The following is a 13,674-nucleotide window of genomic DNA, read 5'->3' as shown; positions in this document are numbered from 1 at the left end:
ACGGTTAGCTGATATATTAACTCGACTTTTCCATTGCCTGACGCGAAAACTTAAGCACAAGCTTGCGAGGCAGGAGTGGCATAATCCAGTTGAGCATGAACTTAAGTGATGACTCATTAAAGGCCACCAACTCACCTTGCTGCATAGCGTGATAGCCACATTCAGCTACCGAGCGTGGAGTTTTAGCTTTATCAAAAATCTCCACTCCTTCAAGATCACCAGCTTTAACAAAGCCAGTGGCAACCGCACCAGGGCAAAGTGCTGTCACAGTAATATTGTTTGCTTTAACCTCTTCCGCCAATGCCTGTGAGAACGAGGTTACATAGGCTTTCGTTGCGTAGTACACCGCCTGAAGCGGCCCAGGGATAAACGATGCGGTTGAAGACACATTTAAAACCTTGCCGTAATTACGCTCGACCATGCCTTGTAAGTAAAGGTGTGTCAGGTTGGTCAATGTGATCATATTTACCTGCATCATAGCTTGCTCTGCACTTAACTCTCGCTGATGAAACAAACCGTGGCCACCAAAACCAGCATTATTAATAAGCACATCTACTTGCAAACCTTTTGCCTGTGTTTGCTCAAATAACGCGTTTGCCGAGTCAGGTTCTGATAAGTCGCATGCAATAACCTCAACCTTTATCTGATAGCGCTTCTCTAGCTCGGTTTTAAGTTCAGTTAGCTTGCCTTCGGAGCGGGCCACCAAAATAAGGTCACCTCCCTTTTCAGCATGAATTGTTGCTAACTCGAGACCTATACCGCTTGATGCACCTGTCACCAACGCTGTACCTGCTTTAGATTTTGCTTGTGTCATTTGTTTGCTCTCCATTGTCGTCACCAAGTTGGCATTTGCGCCAATCGATGAGCAAATTTTATGCTATTCATTCACGCCATTTCATATCCAATCACGCCACAGTGCATTCCAATCACGCCAAACTGGTATCTTCAGGCCAATTTACAACTCATGTATCAAGATTTCGCGGCTTCAAGGCAACAAAAAAGCAATGCCTAGGCATTGCTTTATATCTACTTTAAGCGCGGTTAAAAAGGCTTTACACTTTAACCTTGCTCAAACTGCAGTAAAAAATCTAATGATGGCGCGAAAAACGACGAGCCAGTGAGCGCTTTAGTAAAGTTCATTAGGTGGTCAAAGTTACCATGCTCGTCACCGTGCACCATGCTCTTAAGCATCTCTTCAAAATGACTTGGTGTGCGGCAAACTGAGATAAACATGAGTCCTTGTTCTTTTACCGAGCCATAAGGCATGCTTTGACGCAAAATCTCTAACGACTTACCTTCAGCCGACTTCAAGTTCACACGCTTAATGTGGCTGGTAAGAGGCTTGTCTTCGCTTGCGTATTCAATGTTGTCTTCCTTGGTACGGCCAACAATGTCTTCTTGCTTGCGCACTGGCAGGCGATTCCACTTACTTAGATTGTGGGCAAACTTTTGTACATGCACATAGGTGCCTTGTTTGAATGCTTCGTCTTCATCGCCAACTAACGCTACTTCTTGACGGCCGCGACCCTTAGGGTTTTCAGTGCCATCAACAAAGCCTGTCAGGTCGCGGCTGTCCATAAATCTAAAGCCGCGCTCTTCATCAACTAGCTCAACGCTATCTTCTAGCATTTGGTTAATTTCATTGGCAACCAAGTGCAAGATGTCAAAACGGTCACAACGCAGGTGAACAAATAAATCAAACTCAATCGCTGGGGCATCGCGATTATCTTTTTGCATCGATGGAAACGGCTTTAATAATGCAGGGCGACCTTGCGGATAAAAGCTGTCCCAGAAGTTTGCACCAATCGCCACAAAGCCGTTAAAGGCGCTGTCTGAAAATTGATCCGTCAACTCATAAATATATTGAGCTACGCTAGCCAACGATGCACGTAGTTGAGCTTCGGCTCCCTCATTGACGTTAAACATTAAATACACACTGTGCAGGTTACCCTCAGCGCATATTCCAAGTTGTTCACGAGGCATAGTTTGATTATCCATTTTGAGATCTACCACCTTATCTATGTCGGCCTAAGTAACTAAAACTGCAATAATAAAAAATAGGGCTTAACCCAACATGAGAATCTAACTTACCGCTTTTGCTAATACATAGCTATATCTCACACTTTTAACATTAGGACAAACGTCGACTCTAAAATATCACCATGGGCTCAACTTTAGCAGTCAATTGCACTTTTTGTTGCGGTTTTAGGTTCAATTCTGAGCTTCGAACTTCGAATACTTGGTCTTCAACTTCTACCCAATATTGGCAAGCCGTGCCAATATAGCGTCTGTCTCGCACCACACCATTACCTTGTTCACAGGCTTCAATTTGTAATTGTTCAGGGCGCAGCAACAATTGCCCCTTACCAAAACCAAGCTGATTAATATCAATAACTTGGTCTGTGATCATCTCACCTAATACGCTAGATAACCGATGACCGTTAACCTGCTTCACATTAAGGTAATTACTTGCGCCTAAGAACTCCGCCACATAGCGGCTATTTGGTTGGTGATACAAGTCTTCAGCTAGACCAAACTGGGCGATAGCGCCGTGCTCAAATAGCGCTAGCTTGTCTGCAAATACGAAGGCCTCGTCTTTACTGTGGGTGACAAACACAGCACTTACGTTACGCTGCTTAAGGATTTGGCGTATCTCTAACATCATTTCACTGCGCACTTGACTATCGATGTTTGAAAACGGTTCATCTAACAACAACACATCTGGCTCATAAGCCAATGCGCGGGCTATCGATACCCTTTGCTGCTGGCCACCTGAAAGCTCGTGAGGATAACGCTCACCAAGGTCAGTTAACTTCACTAACTCAAGCATTTCATGCAAGCGCTGCTGACGCTGCGCTTTAGACAAGCCATTTACGCCAAAAAGAATATTGTCAGCTACTGTCATGTGTGGGAACAACGCATAGTCCTGAAAAATCATCCCTATGCCACGTTGCTCACTCGGTACAAATATGCCCTCATCGCTCAAGGTAGTACCATTGATAGCAATGCGCCCTTGGGTAATGGGTTGCAAGCCTGCAATCGCTCTGAGCAGTGTGGTTTTACCACAACCACTTGGCCCAAGTAGTGCGACTATCTCGCCTTTCTTTAGGGTTAGATTGAGCTTTTTTAAGATCAGCTCACCATCGTAAGCACTTGAGACATTTTCAATGGTTAACGTAGACATTTAGCTCTTTTGCTCCAGGGAACGATTCAAATAAATAAGCGGAATTAAACCAACCAGCACAATCACAATGGCAGATAGCGCACCTAGCTCTAGCTGCTCATCGGATACATATTGGAAAACATAGGTAGCTAAGTTTTCAAAGCCGATAGGCCTTAGCAATAGCGCTGCGGGCAACTCCTTCATGCTTTCGATAAACACTAACAGCGCGCCAGCAAAGATGCCCTTTTTCAGTAGTGGTAGGTGTACTCGCCACAACAACTGCTTAGGATTTTGCCCCATAGTAATACTGGCCATATCTAATGATGGCGAAATGCGTTTATAACTGTTCTCAATACTGCCAATGGTTATCGCCATAAAGCGCACACAAAAAGCAAATACCAGGGCGAACACACTGCCGGTAAACAACAAACCTGGTCCTTGCGCATCAAAGTACTGATATAAATCATTGATTGAAAAGTCGAGTAAAGTAAGCGGTGATAACACGCCAATGGCTAATACAGTACCGGGAATTGCATAACCTGTGCTACTTAAGCGCGAGGGCAGCGAGTCCATCGAGCGCGGGCTAATACGGCGAATAAACATCAATAGCAACGACAATGCTACACAGATAAAGCTCACAAGCGCAGCGATGTAAAGACTGTTCAAGCTGTACTCGAGAAACTCTGCGCTCCAGCTTTGCTCAAAGTAGTCAAAAGCATACTGGCACAAAATGGCGAACGGCCAAATAAAGGCAAACCATAGTAGTAGCGAACAGTATCCCGTCGCTGCAAACTTCTTCCAACCGGTTAGCAAGTATCTGTCAGCTTCATTAAAGTCAGACTGGCGCTGAAACAGTTTTTGTTTGCGCCTTGCAAAACGCTCAACCCCAACCATCACAAAAATAACCAACAGCATAATTGTCGACAGCTTTGCCGCTGCCGCCAAGCTGCCGTAGCCCAGCCATGTATCGTAAACCGCCGTGGTTAAGGTCGGTACGGCAAAATAGCTCACGGTCGCAAAGTCAGCTGCGGTTTCCATGGCGACTAGCGCAACACCGACAGCCAAGGCTGGTCTTGCCATAGGTAAGGCCAAGCGCCAAAAGCTCTTCCATGGGCTGCACCCCATAATACGTGACGCATGCAATAAGCTAGACGACTGCTCCATAAATGCAGTGCGAGCCAATAAGTAAACATAGGGAAACAGCACAAGCGACAACATAATGGCTGCGCCGCCTAAGCTGCGCACTTCTGGAAAGTAATAATCTTGAGGTGTTTGCCATTCAAACACACTACGCAGCGTGCGCTGCACCACGCCAGCATAATCAAACAAGTCAGTATAAACGTAAGCAACGATATAAGCGGGCATCGCCAGTGGCAGTAGCAGCAACCACTGAAATTGTTTTCGTCCGGGAAAATCACAGCGAGCAACAAACCAGGCTGCGGGAATGGCGATAATTAGAGAGCCGAAACCAACCAATAACATCAGCATCAAGCTGTTGTAAATGTAGGTTGGGAGAACCGTATCATAAAGATGAGAAAAGACTTCCTCATCCGGCATTGCTGCCTGCAGTAAAAGTGCAAAAAGCGGCAAAATAATAATTGCCGCTATCGTATAACCAGTAAGCGACCAGCCTCTGGTTAAGCCTAAAATCATATTGTTATCCGTTTTGCTGGCGCACTATAAAACAAAGTGCGCCAGAATAACTGAGTTTTATTAAACCATTTTTAATTAAAGGGCAATTACAGGTCGAATTTCACTTCATCAAGCAACTTGATTGCCGCTTGATGATTCTCAGCTAATTTGTGAATTGGTAGTGCGTCAGCTTTAAACTCGCCCCATGAAGCAACCAGTTTAGAAGGTTTAACGCTTGGGTTAACTGGGTATTCATAGTTCACTTCTGCGTATGCTTGTTGCGCCACGTTTGAAGTTAAGAACTCCATTAACTTAATCGCATTATCTTTGTTTTTTGAATGCTTAGCTAACACCATACCAGAAACATTCACGTGTGAACCACGGTTAGCTTGATTAGGGAAGTTTAAGAATACCGATTCAGCCCAGCTTACTTGCTTAGGGTCAGCTAGCATCTTACCTAGGTAATAGCTGTTGCCGATGGCAATATCACATAGGCCTTCTTTTACCGCTTTAACTTGTGCACGGTCATTACCTTGTGGCTTACGGGCTAGGTTATCTTTGACGCCTTGCAGCCAAGTTTTCGCCTCAGCTTCACCGTGATGAGCAATCATAGAAGCCACAAGTGCAGCATTGTATGGATGTTTACCACTGCGAGTACAAATCTTGCCTTTGTATTTTGGTGCGGCTAAATCTTCATAGTTGATATCAAGCTTACCTAAACGGTCGCGTGAAGAATAAACATTACGTACGCGTTGAGTTAACGCATACCAAGTATTGTCTGGCGCGCGGAATTGTGAAGGAATATTGCCGTTGATCACGTCACTGCTAACGGGTGCAACTAAGTCCTTTTCAACTAGTTCCATTAAGCGTGAGAAATCTGAAGTCAGTACCACATCGGCTGGCGATAATTGACCTTCGCGTTGAATTCGCTCTGCGATGCCTTTTTTAGAGAACACCACATCCACTTTGATACCTGTATCTTGGGTAAACTTTTCTAGGATCGGATCGATTAAGAAGGCTTGACGGTAAGAATAAACGGTTAAAGACTCAGCTGCATTGACCACACCAGCGACACTCGCTAGGCCTAAAATTGCAATGCTTTTTAAAAGCTTCATTATTAATTACTCCCTTAAATACTCGGTATAAGTGGTTAAATTGGTCCAGGATTATCACCTCAAACAGATGGGAATATCCGTTCGTGTTACCGGGCTGTTTCATTAGCAACTAACACTGAAAAACGCCAGTGTTTGCGCAAGTTCAGAAACCAACCTTATTCAGAAAATCCTAATCAACTTAAACAGTTACTTTAGCAACAGCTTAACCAACTTAAGTAATAATTCAAATTGAAGACCAATTAAAAATGATAACAATTATCAATTCGTGAAGAATAATTGATCCTTGCTTCACTGGCAATAATTAACGGTTAAAAGTTAATAGTATTGATGGTCAATTAAACAGCGATGATAGTTTAAATCCAAAACAAATTAGGTGATTACCAGTATTTTTCTACTGTAATTTGCCCTGGTGCTCGACGTAAATTCTTCGCCAAGCCCCGCTCAAGCAACAAGCTTTGCGCTTCAGAAATCATATCGGGATTGCCACAGATCATTACTTGCGAATCATCTGGGGTAATTTCAACACCTAGATAACGCTCAATTTCACCGCTTAACAAACCTTGAGGAATACGACTAGTTAAGCCATCTGGATTTGGCTCGCGGGTAATGCAGGTAACAAGCTTAAATTGCTGTGGATATTGTAATTCCATTGCCTTTAATTGCTCTAGATACGCTAGGTCATCGATAAAACGAGCGCCATATACTAGCAGTACACGCTCAAACCTTTTCCAGGGCTCAGCTGTTGACAGCATAGAAACAAATGGCCCAACAGCAGTACCTGTGGCTAATAACCATAAATCGCTGCCCTGTACAGCACCACTTGGGATTTCATCGAGCGTCATAAAACCAGTTGCCTTAGTGGAGACTTCAATTTCATCGCCTATTTCTAGCTCATGTAGCTTAGGTGACAACTGTCCATCCTGTACCTCAACAGCAAGCACCTCAACATAAGGCGCATCAGGTGCATTGACCAAAGAATATGCACGCGCTACCCGTTTATCACCTTGCATTTGGCTGAGCTTAATAAACTGCCCGGCAATATAAGGAGCGATATCAACTTCAATACGCAATGAGAACAACTTATCGTTCCAGTTTTGCTTCGCAATTACTTTACCTGTTGTCCACATAAGCGCTCCTTAATCTTATTCTAATGTTTATAGCGCTTTTCAACCTGAGATTAGGCTGTTAACGCTAAGCTTTATGTCTAGGACCTGTTGATCTTTCAAGATTATTTTTGCAGCGGCTTGTTGGAAATTTATACAAGGCAACGACTTTGATGTGTGGTTGTTCCACATGAGTAAGTCGTTAACGTAGTAGAAATGACAACAAGCGCTGCCGGAACGGTTCGTTTAAAAGCACTTTACTCATTGTTGCGAGCGAGTTTGTTTAGATGACTAGACGTCATCGCTCGCGCCGCGATTAAAGTGCTTTTAATTCGAACAAATTCTAATCAGCAAAGATCAACAGGCCCTAGTATCACTGACGAAATCAGATACATAAAAAAGGCATAGTTGAGTATAGTAAGTCTATCTCAACTATGCCTAATGACTTTGTTTTTATTGCGTTTGTCTGTGTCAATCCAATGGGCCATTTCCCCAGTTTGTAGTGGTCAAGTTAAATGGCATAAATGACTTCAGCTTTATGACTCAACGCATTTATGACTCTGTACCGCTACTACAAAGTACAATTACGCTTGGGCATTAGCCTCATCTGCTGGAGCATCATCTACTGGAGTGTCTTGCGAAGGCTGATTGGCTTCGAGAGTTTGCTCTCTAAATTTAGCTAAACCTTGCTGCACCAATTCATAGGTTTGCTCAACGCCTGCTGCAATATCACCATCAAGTACGCTTAAACCATCAAGGATTTCTTTAGCTTCTTCAAAGCCTTGGTCAATTGCACCAGAAATAATCTCCATAAAGCCATCAAGCTGTTCGTTAAACTCTAGATTACTGGTTTGCCCTTGATGTACAGAAAAGAAATTGGTTGCAAAGGAAACAATACGTTCAGCCGTTGCTTCAGGCGTGTAATCGACGCCAGCCTCTACACCTTTTTGAATGGCATTTTCGCCTAAGGTTGGTGCTAGTTCTTCATTAATGGCCTCAATCGCTGCGCGATAAAGTAATGCCATTGACTGATCGCCAGAAGCTATACTCACGCTTTCTTGCGCGGCTAAAATGCTGCTATTTTGCATCTGTTTGGTCACTTGACGTACCGTCTGAACACTCCCAGTTTGCTCGCTTCTGGTAGTCTGCGACGCAGCTGAACTTGCAGCTTTACCGGCATCGGTATCAACATTATTTGTCGCCGATACCTTAGGTTGGTTTGTCTGTTTAATTTCCATGGCTTACTACCTCAATCACTACAACACCTGTTAGGGCGTGTTTTATTACTTAACTCTATTATCGACCAATTTATAAACAACTTTATTAATTTAAATATTTGAGATTTAGCAAACCCTAAACTAAAGTCTAGTTGATACTACTTAAGTTATAAGTTTGTATAGCATGTTAAAACTAGGTAGTAAGAAGTGTGATGTGCTTTATCTAATTTTAGGTAGAACTTAAGTTTAGTTATTGCTCTAAAATGCACTTTCTGTACAATAAACTTTGATGCAGATCACTATTTTCCATTAAGGATAGACCTTGAGCACAAAAACTGACACACCGCTCGTTACAGATAAAGTTATGGGGCTAACTTGCCAAAGTTGTAGTCGCATGTCTGAGCTGGAAGGAGAAAAGATATGTTATGAAAAAGGTAAAATTACCCGGTTAGCGCCGGATAATCGACCTGTTCATCAACAAAAAATTGTGTGTGCTAGTTGGCAAAGGAAGTAGTTGAAGCAAGCTTAATCAAACCAGTATATCTTTTCCATCATCAGCACTTTTAATCACATCACTGCTATCATTATCGTTAATTTTAGATAGAGTTAAGCCGCGAGTCGTAACAATTAAGCCTGCACAAAGCTCATTGTACACATTTTGAATATCTGACGCTGGCACTTCACGTTTCTCAAGCATGGCTTTAATCGCAAACCAGTCTGTCGTAACTTCGTGTTGAGTACCTTCCAAGGCAGCTTTTAATGCAATATTTTGCACCTGTTCCTCCAATCCATGTCAGCAACACTGACATACCTATGTATGACTTTATTATTTTCGGATAATTATACCCATTATCGCCAAAGAATCGAGATGGCTTGTTAAAAATTGCTACAAGTTGTCTGTCAGACATCTCAGCTTATAAGTTAGCGCTCATACAACTACGATTCATTTTGAATTCGCCACAGTTTTGCATATAGACCATCTTGTTGTAATAAACCGTGATGCTGACCTTGCTCAACAATTTGCCCACCACTTAACACCACAATTAAATCGGCATCAACTATGGTCGATAATCTATGAGCCACCACTAGGCTTGTGTGCCCACGCTGAGCATCCTTAATTGCTGATAATATCGCTTGCTCCGAGCGGCTATCTAGTGATGACGTTGCTTCATCAAATACCATAATAGGCGCTTGCTTAAGCACGGCCCTAGCAATCGATACGCGCTGTTTTTCCCCCCAGACAATTTTAAACCACGCTCTCCTACTTTGGTGTCCCATTTATCTGGAAGTGACTCAACAAACTCACTTAAGTGAGCAATTTTAGCCGCGTGCTTAACCTCTTGCTCGCTTGCATCAGGGCGACCATAACGAATATTTTCATAAATTGAGCGATTAAATAACACTGTATCTTGCGGCACAATGGCAATAGCTTTACGCAAAGAGTCTAAACTCATGTCGCGAATATCCACGCCATCAATACAAATACGGCCACTGTTAACGTCGTAAAATCGGTATAACAACTTAATTAAGGTCGACTTGCCCGCGCCGCTATCACCAACAACTGCTACCTTCCTGCCTTTACTCACATTCAAGGTAACCTGCTTTAAAATCTCGCGCTGTTGATAACAAAACTCCACTTGCTCAAAGCTGATCTCACCCTGCTGAATATGTATAGTTTTCGCATCAGCGTTATCTGTGACTTGCGGCGAAATATCCAAAATATCAAACATACGCTCAATATTGGCAAAAGCGCCGCGGATCTCGCGATATACGAAACCCAAAAAGTTGAGCGGCATAAATAACTGCATCATAAATGCGTTAATCAGCACAAAGTCACCAATAGTCATGGTTTCATCAATAACTTCATACATGGCAAAGCCCATCATTGCAGTCATTGCTGCGGCAATAATAAGCGCCTGACCGCTATTTAACACCAATAATGATAAGCGATTTTTACGCTTTGCCTGCTCCCATTGACCAAGCGCAGTGTCATAGTGCTCGGCTTCTCGCTGTTCGTTATTAAAGTATTTAACGGTTTCAAAGTTCAATAAGCTATCAACCGCACGGGTATTAGCCTTTGAATCAGCAATGGCTGCGTCACGGACATAACTTGTACGCCACTCAGTTGCGACAATGGAGAATCCAATATAGGCGGCTACCGCCGCCAAAGTAATAATGGCGTACAACCAGCCATACTGGAAAAAGAAGATACCGATCACCAGGGCTATCTCTAGCAGAGTTGGCACGATATTAAACACCATAAAGCGCATTAAAAAGCTGACGCCACTAGTGCCGCGCTCAATATCTCGTGACAAACCGCCAGTGCGGCGCTCAAGGTGATAACTCAGATCAAGCACGTGAAGGTGATTGAATACGCCAAGACTAAGTCTACGAATCGCGCGCTCTGTTACCCTGCCAAACAAGGTATCTCGCACTTCGCCAATGATGACATTTAGAAAACGTAAACTTCCATAGGCAAAAACTAATGCGATAGGTGCGGCAACCAGTTGAACAGTTGAGGTATCGAGGGAGTCTACCAGCTCTTTTAAAATGAAAGGCAAGCCCACATTGGCAAGTTTAGCGATGACTAAGCAAAGTAGCGCAAGAGTGACTCGCCCTTTAAACTCAATAAGATACGGCCAGAGCATGACTAATACTTTCCAGTTGAGCTTACCTACTGGTCCGTCAATGTATGCCGTTGGTCTCATCCCTATTACCTCTTAATTACCAATATTTACACACTAAGCGTTAAGACCTCATATTACCCCAGTTTAAAGGCACTAACCTTTAACTATTTCAAACAATTATTTAAAAAAACTTTCTAACTAGGTACCTTGATTTAAGCTCACTAGGTAGAAAGTAGCCGATACACCTTTAGACTTAATCCTTTAGTCTGCGTATAATACCTAAGTGCTATTTTTGAAAATTATTTTTCAACAAGGTTAGATTTGCGATGTTTTAGAGTTATCAGTTTTTAAAGAATTTGATACTCTGCAGTCGAATTAGTTGTAGCTTTTGCTCTATGAAAAGCTAAATCTTTGAATCATTAGGAAGCTTTATGTTGGACACCACCAAAGTGCAGTACCCACCAGTTCAATTAATACAAACGTGGGTGTGGATGATGATTGAGTCTGGAAATCCTGAGTTACAAGATAAAGGTCGTAATAACTTGATTTCAGCCTTTGGCAGTTTGGCGAAAGCCAATGAATACTTAGCTGAGCAAACCAAACGTTAGTTTTTGGCAGTCGATGAGTCTAAGAGTTAACTTGTTCAGTTTTACTAGTAAAAAAGGCGCATAATGCGCCTTTTTTATTGCTTTCAAAACGATAAATTAAACGGCTTCACGGCGAGCAATCACTGCATCACTCAATTGCTGCAACAGCTTTTCAGTATCATCCCAACCGATACATGCATCAGTCACGCTTTGTCCGTAAACCAACTCTTTACCCGTTACAATATCCTGACGTCCTTCAACAAGATGACTCTCAACCATCACTCCAAAGATAGAATGGTTACCTTCGCTGATCTGTGCTGATACACTTTCAGCAACTACCATTTGACGACGATAGTCTTTGTTGCTGTTAGCATGACTAAAATCAATCATTATATTGCTTTCAAGCTTTGACTGCTCGAGCTGTTCGGTGATCACCTTAACGTGCTCAGCACTATAATTTGGCGTTTTACCACCGCGCAAGATGATATGGCAATCAGGATTACCCTTGGTTGATACAATTGCAGAGTGTCCAAACTTGGTCACTGACAAGAAGTGATGCGGAGCACTTGACGCGCCAATTGCATCAATCGCAACTTTAATTGTGCCGTCAGTACCATTTTTAAAGCCAACAGGACACGATAAACCTGACGCTAGCTCACGATGAACCTGTGACTCAGTAGTACGAGCCCCAATCGCGCCCCAACACATTAAATCAGCAACATACTGAGGCGTGATCATATCTAAGAATTCACCTGCTGTTGGCATACCACTGTCATTAAGATCAACAAGTAACTTGCGAGCGGTGCGTAAACCATCGTTTAACTTAAAGCTATTATCCATATAAGGGTCATTGATCAACCCCTTCCAGCCAACAGTCGTTCTTGGCTTTTCAAAGTAAACACGCATAACCACTTCAAGCTGGTCTTGATAACGCTCTCGCAACTCAACCAGGCGACGCCCATAATCAAGTGCAGCAACAGGATCATGAATCGAACATGGACCAATCACCACCAGCAAACGATCATCTTTTTTATTCAAAATACGATGAATACTGTCTCTTGCTTTAAAAACGGTTTCAGAAGCATTTTCAGAGGCCGGAAATCGCTCAAGAATCGCCACAGGTGGGAGCAACTCTTTCACTTCATTAATTCTTACATCATCATTTTGGTAATACATACAACAACTCCGGTCTGGCAAATCACTTACTGAAAAAATGCACTTTACCTAAACAGAATACGGCAATTCTGTTAAGTAATAGCGTCAATCTAAACCAGTTATAACAACTTTGGCAATCAAAGATTACTAATAGTAAAAATAAGTTTTTAAAACACTGATTTATTTAGATTAAAAAATCAAACCAAACACTTTATCTCATACTCTAATTGGTGACTCAAATAGGACGTTATTAAGCTCAAACTTATATTTAGCGGTTATACTTGAACTAACAAAGAAACAGTTAGACTAAAACATGCCAAAGCCTTTTTTCATTATTAGCTTACTTTTCATCAGCCTATACCATCTGCCAACTGCAATAACATCAGTTTTTGCTAACGAAGCAACTCCAACTGTCGGCCAAAGCAAATCGTATAGCTTCGCCACGAGTAATAGCATCGAGCCATTTTTCTTTGCTCATCAACACCGAGGGATCCAATACGATCTGTTAGTTGCCGCGCTCAATCAAAAAGGCATCGAATTAGATCACATTGTATTCGCACCCAACCTAAGAGCTTTACGTCTTGTAAACACACAACAAATCGACTGTATTATTAACGCTCCTGCAGATGCAGATGGCCTCCACTTCACTCAAAGCTTAATTGAATATCAAAATGCCTTGTTTTACCTTACAAACTCTAAGCTTGAGGTTGCTTCAATTGAAGATCTATTAAGGTACTCATTGAGCGGATTTCAAAACGCCAAGAAGTTTCTTGGAGAAGAATATGAAAACATGGTGGCGCGGCACTCGAATTATGAAGAGCTCAGCAATCAGAAAGGCCAGGTTGTCATGTTGTTTAACGGCCATGTAGAGGCGATTGTGATGGAAGAGAAAATCTTTAAATACTACAGCAAACTATTAGTCGGGAAACTAGACACCAAGCAACTTGTCACTCAGACAAACCTCTTCAAGCCCGCCCCAGGATTATCGGCTGCTACGACAGCGAAGTCGCCAAACAAATAGATGAGGCGATAACTTTGCTAAAAGCCACGCCTCAATACCAACAAATCTTACAAG

The 13,674-nt window shown here is 42.6% G+C and carries 12 protein-coding genes and 1 pseudogene; 2 read left to right on the top strand and 11 right to left on the bottom strand.

Annotation, left to right across the window (positions count from 1 at the left end; translation table 11 throughout):
- Positions 1-16: 16 nt before the first annotated feature.
- From EXU30_RS13760 to EXU30_RS13720, 10 genes and pseudogenes are all read right to left on the bottom strand, one after another.
- Complete coding sequence (locus tag EXU30_RS13760) at positions 17-814, bottom strand: SDR family NAD(P)-dependent oxidoreductase (RefSeq protein ID WP_130600959.1); 798 nt, start codon at positions 812-814, stop codon at positions 17-19.
- Between the two features lie 245 nt (positions 815-1,059).
- Positions 1,060-1,998, bottom strand: coding sequence for a Dyp-type peroxidase (locus tag EXU30_RS13755; RefSeq protein WP_130600957.1), 939 nt, complete (start codon positions 1,996-1,998; stop codon positions 1,060-1,062).
- A 151-nt stretch (positions 1,999-2,149) separates the two neighbouring features.
- The gene (locus EXU30_RS13750) at positions 2,150-3,184 is read right to left on the bottom strand and encodes an ABC transporter ATP-binding protein (protein ID WP_130600955.1); all 1,035 of its coding nucleotides are present in this window, start codon (positions 3,182-3,184) and stop codon (positions 2,150-2,152) included.
- A complete protein-coding gene (locus tag EXU30_RS13745; protein ID WP_130600953.1) occupies positions 3,185-4,816 on the bottom strand; it encodes an ABC transporter permease in 1,632 nt (543 codons plus the stop codon). It lies immediately after the preceding gene.
- A gap of 86 nt (positions 4,817-4,902) precedes the next feature.
- Positions 4,903-5,910: a Fe(3+) ABC transporter substrate-binding protein gene (locus EXU30_RS13740; RefSeq protein ID WP_130600951.1), complete on the bottom strand. Its 1,008-nt coding sequence runs from the start codon at positions 5,908-5,910 to the stop codon at positions 4,903-4,905.
- A gap of 377 nt (positions 5,911-6,287) precedes the next feature.
- Positions 6,288-7,037, bottom strand: a complete 750-nt coding sequence (locus EXU30_RS13735) for a ferredoxin--NADP reductase (protein ID WP_130600949.1) — start codon at positions 7,035-7,037, stop codon at positions 6,288-6,290.
- A 560-nt stretch (positions 7,038-7,597) separates the two neighbouring features.
- Positions 7,598-8,251 (bottom strand): DUF5610 domain-containing protein, encoded by a 654-nt coding sequence (locus tag EXU30_RS13730; protein ID WP_165399022.1) that lies wholly within the window; start codon positions 8,249-8,251, stop codon positions 7,598-7,600.
- A gap of 508 nt (positions 8,252-8,759) precedes the next feature.
- The gene (locus EXU30_RS13725) at positions 8,760-9,005 is read right to left on the bottom strand and encodes a hypothetical protein (protein ID WP_130600947.1); all 246 of its coding nucleotides are present in this window, start codon (positions 9,003-9,005) and stop codon (positions 8,760-8,762) included.
- Positions 9,006-9,166: 161 nt separating this feature from the next.
- Complete coding sequence (locus EXU30_RS20910; RefSeq protein WP_423213392.1) at positions 9,167-9,412, bottom strand: hypothetical protein; 246 nt, start codon at positions 9,410-9,412, stop codon at positions 9,167-9,169.
- A gap of 36 nt (positions 9,413-9,448) precedes the next feature.
- Positions 9,449-10,878, bottom strand: a pseudogene (locus EXU30_RS13720) (ABCB family ABC transporter ATP-binding protein/permease); the annotation flags it as partial.
- Positions 10,879-11,288: 410 nt separating this feature from the next.
- Between EXU30_RS13720 and EXU30_RS13715 the strand changes: the two are divergent.
- Complete coding sequence (locus tag EXU30_RS13715; protein ID WP_130600945.1) at positions 11,289-11,465, top strand: hypothetical protein; 177 nt, start codon at positions 11,289-11,291, stop codon at positions 11,463-11,465.
- Between the two features lie 96 nt (positions 11,466-11,561).
- Here EXU30_RS13715 and aroG read toward each other — a convergent pair whose 3' ends face one another.
- Complete coding sequence (gene aroG / locus EXU30_RS13710) at positions 11,562-12,620, bottom strand: 3-deoxy-7-phosphoheptulonate synthase AroG (protein WP_130600943.1); 1,059 nt, start codon at positions 12,618-12,620, stop codon at positions 11,562-11,564.
- Positions 12,621-12,912: 292 nt separating this feature from the next.
- Between aroG and EXU30_RS13705 the strand changes: the two genes are divergently transcribed.
- Entirely contained in the window at positions 12,913-13,620 is a 708-nt protein-coding gene (locus tag EXU30_RS13705; RefSeq protein WP_130600941.1) for an amino acid ABC transporter, read from the top strand.
- Positions 13,621-13,674 lie beyond the last annotated feature (54 nt).

The sequence above is a fragment of the Shewanella maritima genome (genome assembly GCF_004295345.1).
Lineage (GTDB): Bacteria > Pseudomonadota > Gammaproteobacteria > Enterobacterales > Shewanellaceae > Shewanella > Shewanella maritima.
Note: the sequence above shows the minus strand (reverse complement) of the source record. Positions and strands in the feature narration are given on the sequence as shown.